This window comes from Pseudomonas sp. SED1 (genome assembly GCF_034044025.1).
Classification (GTDB): domain Bacteria; phylum Pseudomonadota; class Gammaproteobacteria; order Pseudomonadales; family Pseudomonadaceae; genus Aquipseudomonas.
On the sequence record NZ_JAXCIS010000023.1, the window covers coordinates 55832 to 78181 of the forward strand.

Genomic DNA, 22350 nt, shown 5'->3' on the forward strand with positions numbered 1-22350 from the left:
AGAATAATGAAATCTGCTTTGAAAACCTTCGTTCCGGGCGCGTTAGCCCTCCTGCTGCTGTTCCCTGTTGCCGCTCAGGCAAAAGAAGCTGAAACCCAGCAAAAACTGTCCAACGTGGTGATCCTCGCCACCGGCGGCACCATCGCCGGCGCTGGCGCCAGCGCGGCCAACAGTGCGACCTACCAGGCCGCCAAAGTCGGCATCGAACAATTGATCGCCGGCGTTCCTGAGCTTAGTCAGATCGCCAATGTTCGCGGTGAGCAAGTGTTGCAAATTGCCTCCGAAAGCATCACCAACGAAAACCTCCTGCAACTGGGTCGCCGCGTCGCCGAACTGGCCGACAGCAAGGACGTCGATGGCATCGTGATCACCCACGGTACCGACACCCTGGAAGAGACCGCCTACTTCCTCAACCTGGTGGAAAAGACCGACAAGCCAATCGTCGTGGTCGGTTCGATGCGCCCGGGTACCGCCATGTCGGCTGACGGCATGCTCAACCTGTACAACGCCGTAGCCGTCGCCGGCAGCAAAGACGCCCGCGGCAAAGGCGTACTGGTGACCATGAACGACGAGATCCAGTCGGGTCGCGACGTCAGCAAGATGATCAACATCAAGACTGAAGCGTTCAAGAGCGCGTGGGGCCCGCTGGGCATGGTGGTTGAAGGCAAATCCTACTGGTTCCGCCTGCCAGCCAAGCGCCACACCATGAACTCGGAATTCGACATCAAGACCATCAAAAGTCTGCCGGACGTCGAAATCGCCTACTCCTACGGCAACGTAAGCGACACTGCCTACAAGGCCCTGGCCCAGGCCGGCGCGAAAGCCATCATCCACGCCGGCACCGGCAATGGTTCGGTGTCTTCCAAGGTAGTACCGGCCCTGCAGGAACTGCGCAAGCAAGGCGTGCAGATCATTCGCTCTTCCCACGTAAATGCCGGCGGTTTCGTTCTGCGTAACGCCGAACAGCCTGACGACAAATACGACTGGGTCGTTGCCCATGATCTGAACCCGCAGAAAGCCCGCATCCTGGCCATGGTCGCCCTGACCAAGACTCAGGACAGCAAGGAACTGCAACGGATGTTCTGGGAATATTGATCGATCCCAGGCCTGACCATTAACGGTTGGGCCATCCCGCTCGTGGCGCACCGCGAGCGGTTGCAATTCACCCCGCTTTACCCCCGCGCAAAAAACCCTTGAAAAACAAAGCCCTCCTACACCAAATCGGCAAAACCATTGTCAGAAGAACTTCTTGGATTTTAAGCAGTTGCGAAATTGCCCACAGTTAAATACTGTATGCACGTACAGCCTAATAAGGAATACTCCGTGGCAAAGCCCTCTTCCGCAGCACCAGCAGCGCCTGACGCCTATCAACGCCTGGCCGTTCGTGTGCAAAAAATCATCAATTCCACCAACGCTCAAAAAAACAAGGCGGCGTTGATCTTCCGTTTGCCTGAGGAACCGGAAGACGAGTGGGCACGACTACTTGAGGAAATCGCAGAAAACGACAACGTCACCCTCGCTTATCGCGATGACGGTGGCGTGCAGATTTTCTGGGTAGTGCCGAAGGAAGATTGAGTCAATGAGTGTCCGTTTTATCAGCCTGTTGTGTGTATTTTTTGCTGTCACCGCTCAAGCCCAAGCCCCCAAGACGTTCAGCGAAGCCAAGAAAATCGCCTGGAAGCTGTATGAACCGCAATCCACGGAGTTCTATTGCGGCTGCAAATACAACGGTAACCGGGTTGACCTGAAAGCCTGCGGCTATGTCCCGCGCAAGAACGCCAACCGGGCGGCGCGTATTGAATGGGAACACATTGTTCCGGCCTGGCAGATCGGTCATCAGCGCCAGTGCTGGCAGGACGGCGGACGCAAGAACTGCACCCGCAAGGATGCGGTGTACAAACGCGCTGAAGCCGACCTGCACAACCTGGTGCCGAGTATCGGCGAGGTCAATGGCGACCGAAACAATTTCAGTTTTGGCTGGCTGCCGGTACAAAGCGGTCAATATGGATCGTGCCTGACCCAGGTGGACTTCAAGGCCAAGAAAGTCATGCCCCGCCCGTCCATTCGCGGCATGATCGCCCGTACGTACTTTTATATGAGCAAGCAGTATGGCCTGCGCTTGTCGAAGCAGGACCGCCAGTTGTACGAAGCCTGGAACAAGACCTACCCGGTACAATCCTGGGAGCGCCAGCGCAATCAAACCGTGGCGTGCGTGATGGGGCGCGGCAATGAATTTGTCGGCCCGGTGAACTTGAAAGCCTGCGGCTGAACGTAAAAACGGGAGCCTCATGGACTCCCGCTTGCCGGTCCTTTACTGCGCAACCTTGTGTTCGATGACCTCGGACACGGTGTCATTTTTCTTCGCAGTGGCCAGTTTCTCGGTCAACTGCACCTGCTTGGCCTCGGCCTCGGCCTTGGTGCTGAACGGCCCCAGCAGTACCTGGTCCTTACCGTCTTCCTTCGTCAGATAGAAACTGAAACCGTGTTCCAGCAACCACGCGGTCAGGTCAGTTATCGCTTGCAGCTTGTGATCCGGCGGCCCCACCCATACATCCCACTCTTGAGAGGCGATCGCACCGACCGCTGGTTGGGCCTGGGCGGGCGCCTCGGCAGCGGCGGGCCTGGCCTTGGGCGCATCGACACTTTTACCTTCACCGCAACCGGCCAATGCCAACACCGCAATTGCCATCGCTACTTTACGCACTACCCTGCTCCTTAGAGGATCAAAGAGGCGACTTTATCATTCACTGTCTATTCTGGCCGTCATAAACGTTGGCTTAAACAATGCGAATCATGTATCGCAGACCTGTATGATGGCGCCATGGGAATTAATGCCGCCTCTATGCGTCCTAAAAGAGGCAGCCACAGGGAAGCGCTTCGCAGTAAGCTACACACATCCGACATCTGCCCTGTCTGAAACATGTGTCCTTCAAAGCAATCAAGGAGAAGTCCATGCTGATACTCACCCGCAAAGTCGGTGAAAGCATAAACATCGGTGATGACATTACTATCACCATCCTGGGCGTTAGCGGCCAGCAAGTAAGAATCGGCATCAATGCTCCAAAGGACGTTGCCGTGCATCGCGAGGAGATCTACCAACGTATCCAGGCGGGCCTGACGGCTCCGGATAAAAACCAGACACCTTGAAGCGCCTCCAGTAGCCAGCCCTTTCGTTCACTGTAACGGCTGGCGAAAACCTCCTTTAGCCTGCTCGCGGCTTCCCGCGTCCAGCGCGTCCTATTCCCTATTCCAACGCCAGGCCAGCGTCACCCCAAGCTGACGCCGCGTGCCATACCACTTGCCGCAATCATCATCAGCACAACCAGCAACGCTTGCAGGTGGCTGATGCGCGCAAAAAGACCTGCCTGGTGAAAATCGAGGTGCGTGCCGCGCGCCAAGGCGATGCGCCATTTGATAAAGCGGATCATCGGCGCGAGCTCCAGTAACAAAATTAATACCAGCAGCGTCATCTTCACGTGAAACAACGGCTGGTGCAGGTAATAATCACCGCCTTTTTCATAGCCGCCAAAGGCTCGCAGGCCACCGGTTACCAACAACACCAGGGCGCTAACTCCCCAGATGTTGTCCGTGATCAATACGCGGCGCACGGTGGATGGTTCACTCTCCACCAGGCAGCGCAACGCCTTGCCCCGGGCGAGCACGGCCGACAACGCCATAGCGAATGCCAGTAAATGGACGGCTGCAAGTAACCACTGAACGAACATAAGGCGTACTCCCTTTGCGTGACGGACGGCAGGAACACTTCACAGTAATAGCCGCTGGCTGCCCTCTACGCATGAAACAGCTTGCATACAAATGGAACTTGTTGAGTATTCCAGAGCCGAAACTCGTGACAAATCCCCTACAGTCTGCAGCGCGCCGAGGAGCACGTTGATGAGGCGTCCTGTTAAACAGCCTTACTTATCCAAGTCCTGGGTGATCGCCGGGCTGATCGCCGTGGTTTTTTTCGGGTTGGAGTATGCCGTGCGGTACGAAATGGAAGGCATCTCCGAGAATGCTTACACCTGGCTGGACCTGACGCTGTTCCTGGGCGCGTACTTGTTTGTCTTCTGTCTCCAGCCGATTCAGGCAGCCATTCATCGAAAACTGTGTCGGCGAACCCATCGCAGTGATCGCCGGAAAGCCTCGTCCTGACCGTCTGTAGAGCCGTCCGTTTATGAAGAAGGCCGATCCGGTTAACCGGATCGGCCTTTTTTACCTCAGGCGCTGCAGGTGCAACATCCCGGCTTCGTCCCGCAAAACCTGTAAATGCTCGTACCCGGCAATCGAGGGGTGTTCCGTGACCATAGGCGTATGGTGCGTCGAGGTCACTACCATCACATCGGCCCCCGCCGCCTCTCCGGCACGAATCCCGACGCTGGCATCTTCAAACACCAGGCAGTCCTGCACCGGCACTCCCAGGCGTTGCGCACCGAGCACATAACAGGCCGGATCCGGCTTGCCACTGGCGACATCCTCCGCGGTGACCAACACCGCCGGCGGGTTGATCCCGGCCGCCTGCATACGGCGCAGAGCCAATGCCTTGGGTGCGGACGTGACCAGCGCCCATTGATCGCCGGGCAGCGCGTTGAGAAATTCCACCGCGCCGGCAATCGCCACCACCCCTTCTACATCCTCGAGTTCAGCCTCGGTAATCCATTGCGCCTGCGCCTGCGCGTCAACCCCGGGCAATGCCTGGCGGGTGATGGTATCGATGGCCCGGGCGCCATGAATGGTCTTCAGAAAGGCCGCGACATCCAGCCCGTGGCGTTCAGCCCAGGTCGCCCATACCCGTTCGGCAGCGGCAATGGAGTTCAGGAGCGTGCCATCCATATCGAACAGGAAGGCGCGGTAACGGTTGGCGAATACAGCTGAATCACGGGTGGACACTGCTCGGCTTCCTCATGTTTTCGTCACCCGGTCTTGGGTGCTGACGAACCACTTGCCCGATGCAATCTACGGATCGCCCCAAACGCTGTAAACCTTCCCGTGGTTTGTATCGGACTGTATGGAAAGCCTGCCTGGATACGCGAACCTGCATTTCGCCACGCCCGGGCACACATGGCGGATACACCCTGGGGATTAACTACGACCACCAGCCAATCCGGCTGACTCACTCGTAGGAGCCTCATCATGTTCAATCTCTCGAAAGCTTCGTCCCTGGTATTCGGCCTCGCTGTCGTCGCGGGCCTCGGGCTGTCATCCATGGCGTCGGCCGACACCCACACCGCCGTGGTCAAGGACCAGACATCCCACCTGCTCGCCGAGGGCGGCGCCGACCGCCTGCACGAACGCGGCCTGGCGGAAGGTGGCGCTGAACGCCTGCAGGCAGCCCGTACGGTCTGATGAATCTTCGCCCAACAAGGGCAGCTCCGGGCTGCCCATTGCATTACAAACTTGTCATGAAGCTGTCAGTGTTGCCAGCACCCTCACTTCATACAGTGAAGTCGTCAGTCACCCACAGCGGGTGACCCAACTTCCCACTGAAAAAGAAGCGAGCCCGCCCGATGAAACCTGTAAGCAAACTCTGCCTGATCGCCGCCAGCCTGTTGATGCTGGGCACCGGCACCGCCATGGCCGGCCCGATTGCCCCGGTGAAAGCCAACAACGTGGTACTGGTGCACGGCTCCTGGGCTGACGGTTCCAGTTGGTCCGAAGTGATCACCCGCCTGCAGGCCGCCGGCTTGCATGTAACCGCCGTGCAAAACCCGCTGACCTCGGTGGCGGATGACGTCGCCGCCACCAATCGTGTACTCGATCAACAAGACGGTCCTACCGTGCTGGTCGGCCATTCCTACGCCGGCACCGTGGTCAGCGACGCCGGGGTCAACCCCAGGGTCAGCTCTCTGGTGTACGTCGCCGCCCGCGCTCCGGACGCCAACGAAGACTTCGTCGCCCTGTCCGCCAAGTACCCGAGCACACCCGTACGTGCCGGTGTGGTGGAGCACGACGGCTACCTGACCCTGAACCAGGACGCCTTCCTCAAGTACTTCGCCGCCGACGTGCCCCACGCCAAGGCCATGGAGCTGTACGCCGTACAACAACCGATCGCCAAAACCCTGTTCAGCGGTCGCACCGTCAACGCCGCCTGGCACACCAAGCCGTCCTGGTATGCGGTGTCCAGCAACGACCAGACCATCAACCCGGACCTGGAACGCTTCCTCGCGAAACGCATGAACGCCACCACCATCGAGGTGCCGTCGAGCCACTTGTCGCTGGTTTCCCACGCCAAGGAAATCACCGACCTGATCCTCGAAGCTTCCGGTCGCCAGCCTTAAGCCCTTCATTACAACCTTGTCATCATCCTGTTGGTTGGCTGTTTGTGTCGCCTGGTTACTGTGAACTCACTGCCGGATACCGGCAGCCAACCCTTAAAGAGAGATACCGCCATGAAACTGTTTATCCTCGGCTTTGCTGCCCTCCTCGCCACCGGTTCGGCTTTTGCCGGCACCACTGCCGCTACCTCGGTGATCCATGACACGCCCGGCTTCTTCATGCACATGGACGTGGCCAAAGTGCTGTCGAGCACCGACACCTACGGCCAGTGCGGCATCGTCCCCGCCCGCCTCGACTACCTCGACAGCCAGGGCCGCGAACACGTGCTGGACTATCAGGTACAGGGCATCGGCTGCCCCAATGACAATTGATCGGGCTACACTTGCGCCACGAAACACCGGCACATCATCAGGGCAACTCCCATGAATATCCTCGTAGTCGAAGACGAGCCCAAGGCGGGCAACTACCTGCTTAACGGTCTGCAGGAACTGGGCTACTCCGTGAGCCTCGCCCGCGACGGTGTGGACGGTTTGCACCAGGCCCTGGAAACCCCGTTCGACGTGATCGTGCTGGACGTGATGATGCCGAAAATGGACGGCTGGGAAGTGTTGCGTCGCCTGCGCAAGGAGGCCGACACCCCGGTGCTGTTCCTCACCGCCCGGGACGACATTGCCGACCGCATCAAGGGCCTGGAACTGGGCGCCGACGATTACCTGATCAAGCCGTTTTCCTTCGCCGAACTGGTGGCGCGCCTGCGCACCCTGACCCGGCGCGGGCCAAGTCGTGAAGAAGAACAACTGCAGATCGCCGACCTGCAGATCGACGTGCTCAAGCGCCGCGTCACCCGCGGCGGCGTGCGCATCACCCTGACCAACAAGGAGTTCGCCTTGTTGCACTTATTTGCCACCCACCAGGACCAGGTGCTGTCGCGCTCGCTGATCGCCTCGCGGGTGTGGGACATGAATTTCGACAGCGACACCAATGTGGTCGACGTGGCCGTGCGCCGCCTGCGCCTGAAAATCGACGACCCGTTCCAGCTCAAGCTGATCCACAGCGTGCGCGGCATCGGCTACCGCTTCGATACGCAGCCATGAGCAAGCCTCGGCATTACTCCCTGACACTGCGCCTGGCGCTGATCTTTGCCTTGCTGGCGTTCGCCCTGCTGGCGACCCTCGGCGTGGCGCTGTACCGCGAGCTTGAGCGCGAACTGATCCGCCGCGATGACGCCGCGTTGATTTACCGCGTCGACCAACTGCGCAATCTGCTGAACGACAGCAACACCCTGGACCTGATCAAGACCAAGCCAGAGCTGTTCCAGAACATGCTGGGCAATCGCGAATCGGTGCTGAGCATCGCCGCGCCGGGGCAGAAGCCGTTGCTGGAGGTGAACCCCGGCAACATCGATATGCCCGCCGTGACACCGGTGCCCCGGAACCATGCCCTGGACTTCTCCGATGTGCAGCATTTGCCTGGCGTCAACGGAGTGCCCTTCTCCATGCTGGCTGCCACCATCGATTCCGGCGACCTGGGCAGCCTGCAAGTCACCACCGGGCGCCTGATGACCGAGCGCACCGCCGTGCTCGCCAGCTACCGGCTGAGTGTCTATATCCTCGCCAGCATCGCCGCGTTGGTACTGGCGGTGGTCGGTTACCTGATGGTGCATCGCGGCTTGCTGCCGTTGCGGCGCCTGGCGGTGCATGCCCAGGGCATCGGTGTCGGCAACCTCGCCGCGCGCCTCGACAGCCAGGGCGCACCGAAAGAACTGCTGCCGATGATTGACTCGTTCAACACCATGCTCGAACGCCTGGCCAAGGGTTTTGTGCAACTGGGGCAGGTCTCCACCGACATGGCCCACGAACTGCGCACGCCCATCAATAACTTGCTGGGGGAAACCCAGGTGGCGTTGCAACAACACCGCAGCGTCGAGGCCTATCAGCAACTGCTGGCCTCCAATGTCGAAGAGCTTGAACGCCTGGCGCGCATGCTCGACAACATGCTGTTCCTGGCCCGTACCGACCCCGCCAGCGCCCTGCGCCAACGCCAGGAACTGAATGCCGCCGATGAAGTGGAGCGCATGGCCGACTACTTCGAAGGCCTCGCGGGCGATGTCGACATCCACATCCTTGCCCAGGGCGAAGGCGTGATCTGGGCCGAACCGATGCTGTTGCGCCGTGCCCTGGCCAACCTGTGCGCCAACGCCATCAAATATGGTGCGCCAAGTTCTGAACTGCTGATCCAGGCCACACCCAGCGCCGAAGGCATCAGCCTGACAGTGACCAACCAAGGGGCAACCATCCCGGCGGAGCACTTACCGAGGTTGTTCGAGAGGTTTTATCGGGTGGATGAATCCCGGGAGCGATCGGCGCATTCCAACGGGTTGGGGCTGTCCATCGTCGCGACCATCATGCAGTTGCACAACGGGCGCTACAGCGTCAGCAGCGAGGACGGTGTGACGTGCTTCGCGTTGTTTTTCCCGGGACGCGAAGCCGAAAACCTCAGCTGACTTGCCCACCCGCTTCAGCGATATCCACCTGGGTATTCCAGGCGGTCAGCAGCGCAATCCGCAAGCCCTCAACCTGCATCGGCAATGCCATCGAGGCCGGCTCGGGCACGCGGCCCGCCACCTGTTCAGGCAGCCACGGCACATGGATGAAACCGCTGCGTACCGCTGACCCGGCGAGCGCGTGCTGCAAGAGATAGAACACCTGATTGCACACGAAAGTACCGGCGGTTTGCGACACGCAGGCCCCAATGCCGGCCTCGCGCACGGCCTTCACCATGGCCTTGCTCGGTAAGGTACCGAAGTAGGCCGCAGGGCCGCCGGGCACCACCTCCGTATCGATAGGCTGCGCGCCCAGGTTGTCCGGAATCCGCGCGTCGTTGAGATTGATCGCGACCCGCTCGATGGAAATATCACTGCGCCCGGGGCCCAGCCCGACAGCAATGACCATCTGCGGGCGATGTTCGGCCAACAGCTGAGCCAGACGCTCGCCCGCCGTGGCAAAGGCGCAGGGTAACTGCCGCGTGACAATCCGCACATCAGCGCCCAACTGCACACCCTCCAACAGGCGTACCGCCTCCCAGGACGGGTTGATAAGGTCGTGGTCAAACGGTTCGAAACCCGTCAGCAATACAGTGCGCATTACAGCCTCACATCAGCAGGTAGAGCAGGACAATATTCACCACCAGCATCATCAATGCGGTCGGCATCTGTGCCTTGATGACCGCGTTTTTATCCGGCAGCTCCAGCAACGCCGCCGGGACAATATTGAAGTTGGCCGCCATCGGTGTCATCAGCGTACCGCAGTAACCGGAGAACATGCCGATGGCAGCCATCACCGCCGGGTTGCCGCCGTAGATGCCCACCAGCACCGGCACACCCACGCCGCCGGTCATCACCGGGAAGGCCGCAAAACCATTGCCCATGATCACGGTAAACAGTGCCATGCCCAGCACATACACCATCACCGCAACCAGCTTGTAATCCAGGTTGATGTAGGTGGTGGTGATGTGCGCAACCGCCGTGCCCACGCCCGCTTCGTTGAACAACAGCCCGAGCATCGCCAGCATCTGCGGCAGCACCATCGCCCAGCCCAGCGCTTCGGTGAGGCGCCGGGATTCGCGAAGGGCTTGCACCGGGGTGTCCCGCGTCAGCCAGCAGGCCAGCGCCAGTGCAATCAGGCAGCCGATGCCCAGGGAAACAAAGGTGGTGTTCTTCGGGTCCAGCAGCGGCACGCCGCCGATCTCGGTGTGTTTGAGTAATACCGAGCCGATCACCGTGGTCAACGGAATGGCCAATGCAGGGATAAACAATTTATGCCCCAGGCGACCAGCGCTGGCCCGTGCGGCCTTGTCATGCAACTGGGCATGCGCGCCGCGGCCTACGCCGCCCAGGCCCGCGATGAGCGCCATCACCACCACGCCCACGCCGACCACCACCGAGGGCAGACGCTCCCCCACCAGGAACGGAATGGCAAACAGCAGCCAGAACAACGAACTCGACCAGCGCTTGGGGTGGGTGCGATCCATCAGGATCATCCCGGAGGTGATCACCAGCAGAATGCCGGCCAGCCAGTACAGGTATTCAATGGAAATGATCATTGCGCCGCCTCCGCTTTGTTGGCCGGTGACAGCTCTCGGGTCAGCATTCGGTCAAAGCGGTGCAAGCGGATGGCGTGAATGATGAAGGCGCAGATCGCCGTCGGGATGCCCCAGACCGCAATGTGCAGAGGCTCGACATCAATCCCCGACCCCAGCAGGAAGGTATGCATCAGCGCAATCGCACCAAAGGCGACGAAGATATCCTCGCCAAAAAACAGCCCTACGTTGTCGGTCGCGGCACACATGGCCAGGACCTTGTGGCGAAGCTTGTCGGGAAGTTTGCCATAGCGTTTTTCCGCCGCGCCTTCCGCCATCGGCGCCAGCAACGGGCGCACCATCTGCGGGTGCCCGCCCAGGCTCGTCAGGCCCATGGCCGCAGTGGATTCACGCACAAACAGATAGATGATCAGCAAACGCCCGACCGTGGCCCGCTCAAAGCGCGCGATCCAGTTTTGCGCATGCAGGCGCAAGCCATGGCGCTCCAGCAAGCCGATGACGGCCAGGGGCAACAACAGGATCAATTGCAAGGCGCGAGTCTGGAGGAAGCCGTCGCCCATGGTGGCGAGGATCTTTTCCAGCGGGAAGTGGGCGGCAAACCCGGTGGCAATCGCTGCCGCCGTGACGACCAACAGCGGATTGAAGCGCAACACAAAGCCGACCACGATGACGAGTACGCCAATCAGCGGCCATAGGTTCACAACAGTTTGCATGGTGGTGAGGTCCTTAAGTGCGCGCTGCGGCGCCAGTAAAGCAGGTAGTGAACAAAGGGTTCACTGCAAGAAAACGGCGTGCAGCCCGGCTCGATTTTTTATTGTTGACCTGGAAGGTCGAGCGTCAGTGGCGGCATCTTTGCTGCTTGGGGAGGGAGGTGTCCAACAAGAAAAATTGTTGCTGCAATCCAATAAAGTTTGTGGGTGTTTGAAGCGTTAGAGGGCATTTGGCAGTCATCGCTTGCCAGACGGCGGGAGGTTCAAGCATCGTAGCCGCCCCATCCGATGCGGTGGCCTCCCCCTTTCTCAATTGTTGTGGATACGGAAATTCAATGAAAACCTCCAAGGCGCTTTACGCCCTGTCGTTCGCTGTTGCCCTCTCGATGCTGGGTGGCTGCGCAGCCAAGGTAAAAAGCGGTGGTGCAGACACCCTGGCCATCCCGGAATCGGCTAAACAAAACCTGGTCGTGAGCTTCAAGGGCAACACCACTGTCGAGCAAAACCAGGACTGGCCACTGCTCAAGCAACAATGGGGCGCGGCCCTGCAAACCGAGGCGCAACAGGCCGGTTATAGCCTCAAGGAAACACCCACCATCAACACCGGCAGTGCCGACGGGGTTGGCATCACCATTAACGTCAGCAAGTTTCGCTACCTGACGGCTGGCAGCCGCTACGCTGCTGGGGCATTGGTGGGTAATGCCTGGGTGTTCTCGAAAGCTGACTTTTGCGACTTGAAATCCGGCGCACCGCTGGGCGCACGGACTTATGAAACCGAGTCATCAGCGTGGGAAGGCGTGGCGTCGGCCATGACGCAGAAGCAGGTCCAGGCGATTGCCAAGCAGGTGATTGCGGACATCAAGAACGCCAAGGCGCAGTAAGCACCTGGCGGCATCCATGTTGTTCGCGCTGCCGATGGCGACGCGGGGCTGAGCAGGCTCAGCGCCGCCATCGCTCCTGCTAAATCAAGACAAGGACGTGCACATGAGCATTTACCTTTCCCTATGGCTGGCACTCACCGTTGTGACTGCCTACCTGGCCAGTCAGCGCGGCAGGTCAGGGCCAAGATGGTTTGCGATTGGGCTGTTCGTGCCGGTGATCCCCCTGATCGCCCTCCTGCTGATGCCGCGCGTTCCCAAGACCGGTGTGGACGCCCTGGTACACGAAGACCTGCGCCCGTGCCCCGCGTGTGAAAGCCCGATCAAAGCAACCGCCGCGCAATGCAAACACTGTGGCGCCGAGGTGGAACCTATCGCCCTGAAATATCGCAGCGGCTGGGTGGTGCGCCTTACCGCCGATACCGACATAGCGTTCGGCGAACTGGTTGCGCAACTGCAGGCGCTCGATGTGCCCACCGTGCTCGATGAGCCGCCTCATGCCTTTGTCGGCCCGTTTGAAGAGAAGGCCCAGGCGCAGAACGTGCTCAGGTACTTGAAGTCCGATCAGGGGCTGGACGGCTTGGTCACGTGGCGGTCGGTGACCCGCTAGCCCTCAAGCCAGGTGCTTCTGGAAAAAGTGCCGTTTGTGTCCTGGCGGGTACTCGGCAATATGCCCGAACTCGCTGAAGCCCAGCTTCCGATAGAACCCGGGTGCCTGAAAGCTGAAGGTATCCAGCCAGATCCCCGCACACCCTTTCTCCCGTGCCAGCTCCTCAGCCGCGTGCATCAGCCGCGAGCCCATGCCTTGAGTGCGCATTGACTCAGGCACGCTCAACAGCTCAACGAACATCCAGCCATAGGAAATTTTCCCGTAGAGGCCGCCCACCACTTCCTGGCTGGCGGAATCACGCAGTAACAGCCCAAAGGTTTCGAACGGGTTCTCGCCGCATTGGCTGATGTTGTATGCCCGGAGCGGCTGAAGGATGGCCTGGCGCTCTTGCTCGGTAATGTCGAAAGATAACTCTATCCCTGATTCCATCTCGCTGAACTCCTGATAGTTTGAAGACGCCCACGTTTAAAGACGGGCACGCAGCTCATCTAGTCAAGGCGAACACCCACCCACGACCGCTTCTCTTCTGAACGAATCAGGCGAGCGCCCGGTAGTTTTGTCGGTGATATCCGCCACACAGCCACTCACCGGCACGGACTGGATAACTTGATAAGTCGCGCCAACGGCAGGGATAAAACTGACCAGGTTTGCGCAACTGCGAAGAGCGTTGGCGCCCTCCTTGTTGGCGCCACCGCTGCTCATGACATTTACGTAGATCCGTCGATCGGGGATCAGTAAAAACCGCTCGCTGACCTCGCCTTTGCGAGTGCCGAGCACGCCGGTTTCTGCCGTGTCGTTGCAACCCGGATCATAGTAGGCCCAGTACATTTGGACGCCGCCGTTCAACAGTGTGTTAGGTCCCTGGATGGCTTCGAGCGTTGCGTGGGGCGCAGTGGCGGCAGGTTGTTGATAGAAACCTATACAACCGGCACTCAAGCTGCAGCACAGCGCCAATAAGATCTTTTTCAAAGAAAAACCTCCCTGTAAAACAGCCCGGCCGACGTTGGCCATGGGCGATTGTACCCAGACAATATCAATTAGACATCACCGCACACTGGTCGCCTGCCGATACTGGCGCGGCGTAAACCCGGTCAACGCCTTGAACTGCCGAGTAAACGCGCTGTGGTCGGTATATCCACACTGCAACGCCACGTCAGTGATCGGCAGCTCGGTATGCAGCAGCCGGTGCGCATGCTCAAGGCGCACCTTCTGGATCATCTGGCGCGGCGTGAGGTGGAACACGCGCTTGCAGTAGCGCTCCAGTTGCGCCACTGAAATCCCGGCAATCCGCGTCAATTCACCCAGGGTGACACGCCGATTGAAATGCGCCCGGATGTGCTCGTCCACCGCCGCCAGCCGTTGATAGGCCGGGTGAGTTTCACTGGCCGTTTGCAGGTCGACCGAGATGCCCGCCAGGCCGATGATCGCACCGTCACGGCTGTACAGCGGCCATTTGTGGGTCAGGCACCAGCCCGGCTCGCGGGTGCCGTAGAGGTGCAATTCCAGCTGGTCCTCCAGGACAAATCCCTGCTCCAGCACCCGTCGATCCTGTTCGGTATAGCCAGGCCCCAACTGCGCGGGAAAGACCTCGGCGCTGGTTTTCCCCAGCAGCGGTTGCAAGTGCTTCAACCCGCACCGTTGCACCAAGGTGCGGTTGGCCAATACGTAGCGCGCCTGCACGTCCTTGATAAAAATCGCGGCATTCGGAATCACGTCCAGCATCGGCAACAACAGCCCTACGCTGGCCAGTAATTCTTCGATGGTGTGCGGGCGGTTGGCCTCGCTCCCTTGGCAAAGGGTCGCGAACGCGCTCTGCATCATGACGCTTTCTCCTGCTTTCAGCGGACAGGCCAGGCGCCCGGCGGGCGGTGCCTGGCGAGCAGATTGCCCCATGGGCGCCGGCATGTCGAGCGCTCGAAACTGTGCTGATTTCGTCATATCAGCCTGCGCAAAACATCAATCGCGGCGCCGGTGATGAGTTCACTGTAGGGCCACTGCATGCCTATCCAATAACCCACAAGAAGGCGCCGCCATGTCAGCCCAAGGCAAGTTCAAGAAACAGCTTTCATTGATCGACCTCACCTTTATCGGACTGGGAGCGATCTTCGGTTCGGGCTGGTTGTTCGCGGCCAGTCACGTCTCAGCCATTGCCGGGCCGGCGGGGATTTTTTCCTGGTTGCTGGGCGGGTTTTCCGTGCTGCTGCTGGGCATTGTGTATTGCGAACTGGGAGCGGCATTGCCCCGCGCCGGCGGCGTGGTGCGCTATCCGGTCTACTCCCATGGCCCGCTGCTGGGCTACCTGATGGGCTTTATCACGCTGATCGCGTTTTCGAGCCTGGTGGCGATCGAAGTGGTCGCCTCGCGCCAATACGCCGCAGCCTGGTTTCCCGAGCTGACGCAGGCGGGTTCCAGCAACCCCACCGTCCTAGGCTGGTTCGTGCAGTTTGCGCTGCTCTCGCTGTTTTTCGCCCTCAACTACCGCAGCGTGAAGACCTTCGCCATGGCCAATAACCTGGTCAGCGTGTTCAAGTTCATCGTGCCATTGCTGGTGATCGGCGTGCTGTTCACCTTCTTCAAACCGGAAAATTTTCACGCCCAGGGCTTCGCGCCGTTCGGGCTGTCGGGCATTGAAATGGCCGTGTCCGCCGGCGGGGTGATTTTCGCGTACCTGGGCCTGACGCCGATCATCTCGGTGGCCAGCGAAGTGAAAAACCCGCAACGCACCATTCCGATTGCGCTGATCCTGTCGGTGCTGCTCTCTACCGCAATCTACGTGTTGTTGCAGACCGCATTCCTAGGCGGCATTCCCACCGAAATGCTCGCCAACGGCTGGGCCGGCGTCGCCAAGGAACTGGCCCTGCCGTACCGCGATATCGCCCTCGCCCTGGGTGTGGGCTGGCTGGCTTACCTGGTGGTGGCCGACGCGGTGATCTCCCCCAGCGGTTGCGGCAACATCTACATGAACGCCACGCCGCGGGTGATCTACGGCTGGGCGCAAACCGGGACCTTCTTCAAGATCTTCACGCGCATCGATGAAAAGTCCGGCATCCCGCGCCCGGCGCTGTGGCTGACCTTTGGCCTGTCGGTGTTCTGGACCCTGCCCTTCCCGTCGTGGGAAGCGCTGATCAACGTGGTATCCGCCGCACTGGTGTTGAGCTACGCCGTGGCGCCGGTGTCCGTGGCCGCACTGCGCCGCAATGCGCCTGACCTGCCGCGCCCGTTCCGGGTCAAGTGGATGGGTTTGCTCGGCCCACTGTCGTTCATCATCGCCGCGCTGATCGTCTACTGGTCTGGCTGGAGCACTGTGTCGTGGCTGCTCGGCCTGCAAATCCTGATGTTCGTGGTGTACCTGCTGTGCGGCCGTTTTGTGCCGACCCTGCACCTCAGCCTCGGCCGCCAGGTTCGCTCCTCTGCGTGGCTGATCGGCTTCTACGCCGTGACCATCATCCTGTCGAAGCTCGGCAGCTTTGGTGGCCTGGGCATCCTCAGCCATCCGTTCGACACCGTGGTCGTCGCCGCTTGTGCACTGGGGATTTATTACTGGGGCGTGGCCACCGGCGTGCCGGCGCATCTGGTTCGCCTGGAAACCGAAGATGACGAAAGTGAAGTGCCTGAGCCCGACATCGGCCGCGTGCAGTTGGCTTCCTGAGCCTCAGCCCACCCCTGAATGGACACTGTTATGAAACGAGTTCACATCATCGATTCTCACACCGGCGGCGAACCCACGCGCCTGGTGATGACAGGTTTCCCCACGCTTGCCGGCGAGAGCATGGTCGACAAGCTCGACGACCTGCGCACCCAGCATGACCAATGGCGCAGGGCGTGCCTGCTGGAGCCCCGTGGCAACGATGTACTGGTGGGCGCGCTGTATTGCGCGCCGGTCTCGGCCGATGCCACCTGCGGCGTGATTTTCTTCAACAACGCCGGCTACCTCGGCATGTGCGGCCACGGCACCATCGGCCTGGTTGCCTCGTTGCATCACCTGGGGCGGATCGCGCCGGGCGTGCACAAGATCGACACGCCGGTGGGCCCGGTCAGCGCCACGTTGCACGCCGACGGCGCGGTGACGTTGCGCAATGTGCCTGCCTACCGCTATCGCCAGCAGGTGCCAGTGGACGTACCTGGGCATGGCCGGGTCTACGGCGATATTGCCTGGGGCGGCAACTGGTTCTTCCTGGTTTCCGAGCACGGGCAAGCGCTGCAAATGGACAACGTCGAAGCCCTGACCGATTACACCTGGGCGATGCTCAAAGCCCTTGAGGCCCAGGGCATCCACGGTGAAGACGGTGCCCTGATCGACCATATCGAACTGTTCGCCGACGACGACCAGGCCGACAGCCGCAACTTCGTCATGTGCCCGGGCAAAGCCTACGACCGCTCGCCCTGCGGCACCGGCACCAGCGCCAAACTGGCGTGCCTGGCGGCCGACGGCAAACTCGCCGCCGGTGAGCCGTGGGTACAGGCCAGCATCACCGGCAGCCAATTCGAAGGCAGCTACGAATGGGAAGGCGAACGTGTGCGCCCTTCCATCACCGGCCGCGCCTACATGACCGCCGACAGCACCTTGCTGATCGACGAACAGGATCCCTTCGCGTGGGGCATCTGAACCGCCCCCGCCCCTACAATCAAACTGGAGCTGAAACCATGAACACCAACATCTTCACCGGCTGCATCCCCGCCCTGATGACCCCGTGCACTACCGAGCGCAAACCGGACTTTGACGCACTGGTCGCCAAGGGCCGCGAACTGATCGATATCGGCATGAGCGCGGTGGTGTACTGCGGCTCCATGGGCGACTGGCCGTTGCTCACGGAAGCCGAGCGCCAGGAAGGCGTGGCGCGCCTGGTGGCTGCCGGCGTACCGACCATCGTCGGCACCGGCGCGGTCAACAGTCGTGAAGCGGTGGCCCACGCGGCGCATGCGGCGAAAGTCGGCGCCCATGGCTTGATGGTCATCCCGCGTGTGCTGTCCCGTGGCGCCTCGGCGACGGCGCAGAAGGATCACTTTGCGGCCATCCTCAAGGCGGCGCCGAACCTGCCGGCGGTGATCTACAACAGCCCTTACTACGGCTTCGCCACCCGCGCCGATCTGTTCTTTGAGCTGCGTCGCGAGTACCCGAACCTGATCGGCTTCAAGGAATTCGGCGGCGCGGCAGACCTGCGTTACGCGGCCGAACACATCACGTCCAAGGACGATGACGTGACCCTGATGGTGGGCGTGGACACCCAGGTGGTCCACGGTTTCGTCAACTGCAACGCCACCGGCGCGATCACCGGCATCGGCAACGCGCTGCCACGGGAAGTCCTGCAACTGGTGGCCCTGAGCAAGAAAGCCGCCAAGGGCGACGCCACCGCGCGACGCCAGGCGCGGGAGTTGGAGTCGGCGCTGGCGGTGTTGTCGTCCTTCGACGAAGGCTGCGACCTGGTGCTGTTCTATAAACATCTGATGGTGCTCAACGGCGACAAGGAATACACCCTGCACTTCAACGAGACCGATGCCCTCAGCGATGCCCAACGTCGGTATGCCGAGAACCAGTACGCGCTGTTCCGCCAGTGGTACGCCAACTGGTCGGCCGAGCAGAACGTCGCCTAACACTATTCAAGGCAGCAAAGATAAATGTGGGAGCTGTCGAGCCCCGGCGAGGCTGCGATGGGATCATCGCGGTGTACCTCCCAGAGCACAGTGCCTGCATCGCAGCCTCGCTCTGGCTCGACAGCTCCTGCAGTAGATTCTCTTTGTCTGCCTCTCTTTACTTTCTCAGGACTACGCCATGACTCTGACGGGCACCATGCTGATTGGTCAGCATTCCATTCCAGGCAGCCGCGAGGCAATCCGGGCGATCAATCCTGCCACCGATATTGCGCTGGAACCTGCCTATGCCGGCGGCACCGCCGAGCATGTCGAACAAGCCTGTGCGTTGGCATGGCGCGCCTTCGATACCTACCGCGAAACGCCGTTGGCCGCTCGCGCCGAATTCCTTGAAAGCATTGCCAATGAAATTGAAGCCCTGGGCGATGAGCTGATTGAACGGGCGATGGCCGAGACCGGCCTGCCCCGCCCACGTATCCAGGGCGAGCGCGGGCGCACCTGTCACCAATTACGCACCTTCGCCCGCACGGTGCGCGCGGGCGAATGGCTGGATGTGCGGGTTGATTCCGCTCAGCCGGATCGCCAGCCCCTGCCCCGCGCTGACCTGCGTCAGCGCCAGGTACCTTTGGGGCCGGTGGCGGTGTTCGGCGCGAGTAATTTTCCTTTGGCATTTTCAGTGGCAGGCGGAGATACCGCTTCGGCACTGGCGGCCGGTTGCCCGGTGATCGTGAAGGCACACAGTGCGCATCCTGGCACCAGCGAACTGGTGGGCCGCGCGGTGGCCAAGGCCGTTCAGCAATGTGGTCTGCCTGACGGTGTGTTTTCGCTGTTGTACGGCTCGGGCCGCGAAGTCGGGATCGCGCTGGTGTGCGATTCACGCATCAAGGCCGTGGGTTTCACCGGTTCGCGCAGCGGCGGCATCGCATTGTGCCAGGCAGCCCAGGCACGTCCCGAGCCGATTCCGGTGTATGCGGAGATGAGTTCAATCAATCCGGTCTACCTGTTTCCCGCCGCATTGAACGCGCGCGGTGAAGCATTGGCCCAGGGGTTTGTCGCATCCCTGACCCAGGGCGCCGGCCAGTTCTGCACCAATCCCGGACTGGTGATTGCCGTTGCGGGGCAGGCGCTGGACCACTTCATCGACAACGCCGCCAATCTGCTTCAGCGCAGCGCTGCCCAGGTCATGCTTACACCGGGAATCTTCAAGGCTTATGACGACGGCGTCAGCGCCCTGGCCAAGCAGGCTCATGTCGCAGGCAAAGGGTTGGCGGCACAAGGCCCGAACCAGGGCCAGGCCCACCTGTTCGTGACCCACGCACAAGATTTTCTCGCCAACCACAGCTTGCAGGCCGAGATATTCGGCGCCGCCTCCTTGATCGTGCAATGTGCCAATGCCGATGAGGTCCGCCAAGTCAGTGAGCACCTGGAAGGCCAGTTGACCGCCACCTTGCATCTGGATGACGACGATCTGGAAACCGCCCGCGCGCTGCTGCCGACCCTGGAACGCAAGGCCGGTCGCCTGCTCGTCAACGGCTGGCCGACCGGCGTGGAAGTCTGTGATGCGATGGTGCATGGCGGGCCTTTCCCGGCAACGTCAGACTCGCGCACCACCTCGGTGGGCACGGCCGCGATCCTGCGATTCCTGCGGCCGGTGTGCTACCAGGACTTCCCGGATGGCCTGCTGCCGACGGCGCTGCAACACGGCAATCCATTGCTGCTGCGGCGCCTGCTCGACGGTCAGAGAGAAGCCTAGGCCATGACCGACAACGTCATTCCAGACATCGCCGTGGTCGGAGCCGGGATCATCGGCGTCGCCTGCGCGCTGCAACTGGCACGCCAGGGGCGGCGAGTGGTGGTCATCGACCAACAGCAACCCGGCCACGGGGCTTCGTTCGGCAACGCCGGTCACCTGGCGACCGAGCAAGTGTTTCCCATCGCGGATGCGTCGATCCTTGGCCGCTTGCCGGCCATGCTCATGGACCCGATGGGCCCGCTACGCCTGGACTGGAAATACCTGCCGCGCGCCCTGCCATGGTTTACCCGGCTGCTGTTGAACCTGCGCCCGGCGCCATTCCAGCGCACCGTCGCCGGGATCCGCGCGCTGAATGAAAGCAGCCTGGGGGCCTGGCATCGTCTGCTGGAGAGTATCGACCGTACCGAACTGATGCGCGAAGACGGCTCATTGCTGATCTTCGAGCGCCCCGACTCACGTCAGGCCATCGACGCCTTGCAGGCACGCATGCGCCAGCAAGCAGTGCCGGTGCATTACTGGCAGGCCAGTGCGGTACAGGAGGTGGCGCCGCAACTCAGCGAAGGAATTCAGGGCGGGTTGTTCTTTCCGCGCACCGGGCATTTTCTCGATCCCTACCGGGTGGTTTGCGAACTGGTGGAAGCGGCCAAGGCCTGTGGGGTGCAATTTCTCGAGCAACCGGTTTTGGGTGGGAAGCTGGGCGAGCACGGGGTTTCGCTGAGGACTGACCAAGGCGTGGTCGCGGCGCGTCAGGTGTTGATCGCCTGCGGTGCGCATTCGGCCAAATTGACCGCCGAACTGACCGGCAAAAAGGTCCCGCTGGATACAGAGCGCGGCTATCACTTGATGCTGCCCAATGAGCATGGGCGGCTGCCGTTCGCCGTCACGTCGCTGGAGCGCAAGTTCATCATGACGCCCATGGATGGAGGATTGCGCCTGGCAGGTACCGTCGAGTTTGCCGGCCTCGATCGCCCGCCGAACATGGAGCGCGCGTGGCAGTTGCACCGGCTGAGTCAGGGGCTGTTTCGTCGTGATTTGAGTGCTGAAGATGCGACGCCGTGGATGGGGTTTCGCCCTTCCCTGCCAGACTCGCTGCCGATTATCGACAAGGTGTGCGATGGCAAGGTCTTGCTTGCGTTTGGGCACCAGCATCTGGGGCTGACGCAGGCGGCGGTGACGGCGGAGTTGATTGGCCAACTGGTGCCGCCGGGACCCTACAGCCACGGCTTGCCGGCGCTGGAACCCTATCGGCTGAGTCGTTTCTGACCGGAGCGGCACCCAAATTCGGGGCCGCCCGTCTGTTGGTGCTACTTAGCGATAACGTTCCAGCCAGTGCGCGTAGGGCGCGGGCAAGGTCCAGGACGACTTATCGACCCCCAGTTCCTTGGCCGCAAAGTACGCCCAATGTGGATCGGCCAAATGGGCGCGCCCTACCGATACCAGGTCAAGTTGCCCGGCCTGCAACGCACCTTCTGCCAGTTGCGGCGTACCAAAGCCCCAGGCGGAAGTCACCGGCAAACCGGCCTCGCGACGCACACGCTCGGCGATCGGCCCCATAAATGCCGGGCCCCACGGAATGTTGGCATCGGGCGTGGAGAAACCGACGCTGACGCTCAGCAAGTCCAGGCCACCGGCCTTGAAACGACGGGCAAGCTCGATGGATTCCGTCAGGGTCTGCTCGTCGCGACCGTCATATTCGATCACGCCAAAACGTGCGGTCAGTGGCAGGTTTTCTGGCCATACCTCGCGCACTGCGGCAAGGGTTTCCAACAGGAAACGGCTGCGGTTATCGAAGCTGCCACCGTAGGCATCGGTGCGTTGGTTGGAATGCTCGGAGAAAAAGCTCTGGCCCAGGTAACCGTGGGCGAAATGCAGTTCGATCCATTCAAAACCGGCGTCACGGGCACGGCGAGCAGCATCGACGAAGTCCTGGCGAACCCGTGCGATGTCTTCCAGGGTCATGGCGCGTGGGACATTCGGCAGGTGTGCGCCAAAAGGGATGGCCGAGGGTGCAATGGTCTGCCAGGACCGGGCATCGGAAGCCGGGATATGGTCATCCCCTTCCCACGGACGATTGGAACTGGCCTTACGACCGGCGTGACCAATCTGGATGCCCGGGACCGAACCTGCGGCCTTGATGGCGTTGACCATGGGCACGAAGGCTTGCGCATGCGCGTCGCTCCAGATCCCCGCACAGCCAGGTGTGATGCGCCCTTCAGGCGCTACAGCGGTCGCCTCGACCACCAGCAGACCCGCGCCGCCACGGGCCATACTGGCGAGGTGCACGTGGTGCCAGTCGTTGACCATGCCGTCGTCAGCCATGTACTGGCACATCGGCGGGATAGCGATCCGGTTGCGCAACGTCACGTCTTTCAGCTTGTAGGGTTCGAATAATGCAGCCATGAAAAGTCTCCTGAAGCGAAGGTGGGGTAGCTTTCG

General features: G+C 61.1%; 27 protein-coding genes. 17 read left to right on the plus strand and 10 right to left on the minus strand.

From position 1 onward, the window contains the following. Nucleotides 1–6 precede the first annotated feature (6 nt). From SNL23_RS03180 to SNL23_RS03190, 3 genes are all read left to right on the plus strand, one after another. Nucleotides 7–1095, plus strand: a complete 1089-nt coding sequence (locus SNL23_RS03180; protein ID WP_076014615.1) for an asparaginase — start codon at nt 7–9, stop codon at nt 1093–1095. A 228-nt stretch (nt 1096–1323) separates the two neighbouring features. After that, the gene (locus SNL23_RS03185) at nt 1324–1575 is read left to right on the plus strand and encodes a DUF1654 domain-containing protein (protein ID WP_008438695.1); all 252 of its coding nucleotides are present in this window, start codon (nt 1324–1326) and stop codon (nt 1573–1575) included. Nucleotides 1576–1579: 4 nt separating this feature from the next. After that, entirely contained in the window at nt 1580–2269 is a 690-nt protein-coding gene (locus SNL23_RS03190; protein WP_076014616.1) for an endonuclease, read from the plus strand. Nucleotides 2270–2311: 42 nt separating this feature from the next. Here SNL23_RS03190 and SNL23_RS03195 read toward each other — a convergent pair whose 3' ends face one another. After that, entirely contained in the window at nt 2312–2704 is a 393-nt protein-coding gene (locus SNL23_RS03195) for a penicillin-binding protein activator LpoB (RefSeq protein WP_076014617.1), read from the minus strand. A gap of 248 nt (nt 2705–2952) precedes the next feature. On the opposite strand from SNL23_RS03195, the gene csrA reads away from it, so the two are divergent. Next, a complete protein-coding gene (gene csrA / locus SNL23_RS03200) occupies nt 2953–3147 on the plus strand; it encodes a carbon storage regulator CsrA (RefSeq protein ID WP_003192511.1) in 195 nt (64 codons plus the stop codon). A 119-nt stretch (nt 3148–3266) separates the two neighbouring features. On the opposite strand, the gene SNL23_RS03205 is transcribed toward csrA, so the two are convergent. Continuing rightward, a complete protein-coding gene (locus SNL23_RS03205; protein ID WP_318301587.1) occupies nt 3267–3725 on the minus strand; it encodes a DUF2214 family protein in 459 nt (152 codons plus the stop codon). 169 nt (nt 3726–3894) lie between these two features. Between SNL23_RS03205 and SNL23_RS03210 the strand changes: the two genes are divergently transcribed. After that, entirely contained in the window at nt 3895–4155 is a 261-nt protein-coding gene (locus tag SNL23_RS03210) for a hypothetical protein (protein WP_076014619.1), read from the plus strand. Nucleotides 4156–4215: 60 nt separating this feature from the next. On the opposite strand, the gene SNL23_RS03215 is transcribed toward SNL23_RS03210, so the two are convergent. Beyond that, entirely contained in the window at nt 4216–4890 is a 675-nt protein-coding gene (locus SNL23_RS03215) for an HAD family hydrolase (protein WP_167665155.1), read from the minus strand. Between the two features lie 243 nt (nt 4891–5133). Between SNL23_RS03215 and SNL23_RS03220 the strand changes: the two genes are divergently transcribed. The 5 genes from SNL23_RS03220 to SNL23_RS03240 all read left to right on the plus strand — a co-directional run bounded on the left by SNL23_RS03220 (nt 5134) and on the right by SNL23_RS03240 (nt 8779). Continuing rightward, nucleotides 5134–5346 carry a phage infection protein gene (locus SNL23_RS03220; protein ID WP_318301588.1) on the plus strand — a complete coding sequence of 71 codons (213 nt, stop codon included), beginning with the start codon at nt 5134–5136 and terminating at the stop codon, nt 5344–5346. Between the two features lie 161 nt (nt 5347–5507). Further along, complete coding sequence (locus tag SNL23_RS03225) at nt 5508–6278, plus strand: alpha/beta fold hydrolase (protein ID WP_318301589.1); 771 nt, start codon at nt 5508–5510, stop codon at nt 6276–6278. Nucleotides 6279–6389: 111 nt separating this feature from the next. Then, on the plus strand, nt 6390–6647 hold the full coding sequence (locus tag SNL23_RS03230) for a DUF2790 domain-containing protein (protein WP_169387664.1): 258 nt from the start codon (nt 6390–6392) through the stop codon (nt 6645–6647). A gap of 51 nt (nt 6648–6698) precedes the next feature. Continuing rightward, nucleotides 6699–7370 carry a heavy metal response regulator transcription factor gene (locus tag SNL23_RS03235; protein WP_063031680.1) on the plus strand — a complete coding sequence of 224 codons (672 nt, stop codon included), beginning with the start codon at nt 6699–6701 and terminating at the stop codon, nt 7368–7370. Beyond that, entirely contained in the window at nt 7367–8779 is a 1413-nt protein-coding gene (locus tag SNL23_RS03240) for a heavy metal sensor histidine kinase (RefSeq protein ID WP_167665159.1), read from the plus strand. Before SNL23_RS03235 ends, SNL23_RS03240 begins: the two co-directional genes overlap by 4 nt. Here SNL23_RS03240 and pcp read toward each other — a convergent pair. From pcp to SNL23_RS03255, 3 genes are read right to left on the minus strand one after another with little or no spacing between them, the layout of a single operon-like run. Beyond that, nucleotides 8772–9419: a pyroglutamyl-peptidase I gene (gene pcp, locus SNL23_RS03245; RefSeq protein ID WP_167665160.1), complete on the minus strand. Its 648-nt coding sequence runs from the start codon at nt 9417–9419 to the stop codon at nt 8772–8774. The two genes, SNL23_RS03240 and pcp, sit on opposite strands and share 8 nt — an antisense overlap. A gap of 7 nt (nt 9420–9426) precedes the next feature. Next, a complete protein-coding gene (locus SNL23_RS03250; RefSeq protein WP_063031687.1) occupies nt 9427–10377 on the minus strand; it encodes a DUF979 domain-containing protein in 951 nt (316 codons plus the stop codon). Continuing rightward, complete coding sequence (locus tag SNL23_RS03255) at nt 10374–11087, minus strand: DUF969 domain-containing protein (RefSeq protein ID WP_076014627.1); 714 nt, start codon at nt 11085–11087, stop codon at nt 10374–10376. Before SNL23_RS03255 ends, SNL23_RS03250 begins: the two co-directional genes overlap by 4 nt. Nucleotides 11088–11419: 332 nt before the next feature. Between SNL23_RS03255 and SNL23_RS03260 the strand changes: the two genes are divergently transcribed. Both SNL23_RS03260 and SNL23_RS03265 read left to right on the plus strand, forming a co-directional pair. Further along, nucleotides 11420–11965 carry a DUF4410 domain-containing protein gene (locus tag SNL23_RS03260; RefSeq protein WP_076014629.1) on the plus strand — a complete coding sequence of 182 codons (546 nt, stop codon included), beginning with the start codon at nt 11420–11422 and terminating at the stop codon, nt 11963–11965. Nucleotides 11966–12068: 103 nt separating this feature from the next. After that, on the plus strand, nt 12069–12572 hold the full coding sequence (locus SNL23_RS03265) for an SPOR domain-containing protein (protein WP_318301590.1): 504 nt from the start codon (nt 12069–12071) through the stop codon (nt 12570–12572). A gap of 3 nt (nt 12573–12575) precedes the next feature. Here the strand turns inward: SNL23_RS03265 and SNL23_RS03270 are convergent, their stop codons facing one another. The 3 genes from SNL23_RS03270 to SNL23_RS03280 all read right to left on the minus strand — a co-directional run bounded on the left by SNL23_RS03270 (nt 12576) and on the right by SNL23_RS03280 (nt 14393). After that, on the minus strand, nt 12576–13001 hold the full coding sequence (locus SNL23_RS03270; protein ID WP_318301591.1) for a GNAT family N-acetyltransferase: 426 nt from the start codon (nt 12999–13001) through the stop codon (nt 12576–12578). A 63-nt stretch (nt 13002–13064) separates the two neighbouring features. After that, nucleotides 13065–13583, minus strand: coding sequence for a hypothetical protein (locus tag SNL23_RS03275; RefSeq protein WP_318301592.1), 519 nt, complete (start codon nt 13581–13583; stop codon nt 13065–13067). 33 nt (nt 13584–13616) lie between these two features. Then, on the minus strand, nt 13617–14393 hold the full coding sequence (locus tag SNL23_RS03280) for an AraC family transcriptional regulator (RefSeq protein ID WP_318301593.1): 777 nt from the start codon (nt 14391–14393) through the stop codon (nt 13617–13619). Between the two features lie 211 nt (nt 14394–14604). Between SNL23_RS03280 and SNL23_RS03285 the strand changes: the two genes are divergently transcribed. The 5 genes from SNL23_RS03285 (at nt 14605) to SNL23_RS03305 (ending at nt 21177) form a co-directional block, all read left to right on the plus strand. Beyond that, nucleotides 14605–16221, plus strand: coding sequence for an APC family permease (locus SNL23_RS03285; protein WP_318301594.1), 1617 nt, complete (start codon nt 14605–14607; stop codon nt 16219–16221). Nucleotides 16222–16251: 30 nt separating this feature from the next. Then, on the plus strand, nt 16252–17178 hold the full coding sequence (locus SNL23_RS03290) for a 4-hydroxyproline epimerase (protein WP_318301595.1): 927 nt from the start codon (nt 16252–16254) through the stop codon (nt 17176–17178). Between the two features lie 38 nt (nt 17179–17216). Beyond that, nucleotides 17217–18164: a dihydrodipicolinate synthase family protein gene (locus SNL23_RS03295; protein WP_167665164.1), complete on the plus strand. Its 948-nt coding sequence runs from the start codon at nt 17217–17219 to the stop codon at nt 18162–18164. Nucleotides 18165–18342: 178 nt separating this feature from the next. After that, nucleotides 18343–19914 (plus strand): aldehyde dehydrogenase (NADP(+)), encoded by a 1572-nt coding sequence (locus tag SNL23_RS03300; RefSeq protein WP_318301596.1) that lies wholly within the window; start codon nt 18343–18345, stop codon nt 19912–19914. Nucleotides 19915–19917: 3 nt separating this feature from the next. Then, nucleotides 19918–21177 carry an NAD(P)/FAD-dependent oxidoreductase gene (locus SNL23_RS03305; protein WP_318301597.1) on the plus strand — a complete coding sequence of 420 codons (1260 nt, stop codon included), beginning with the start codon at nt 19918–19920 and terminating at the stop codon, nt 21175–21177. A 45-nt stretch (nt 21178–21222) separates the two neighbouring features. On the opposite strand, the gene SNL23_RS03310 is transcribed toward SNL23_RS03305, so the two are convergent. Then, nucleotides 21223–22314 (minus strand): NADH:flavin oxidoreductase/NADH oxidase, encoded by a 1092-nt coding sequence (locus SNL23_RS03310; protein WP_258344694.1) that lies wholly within the window; start codon nt 22312–22314, stop codon nt 21223–21225. Nucleotides 22315–22350 lie beyond the last annotated feature (36 nt).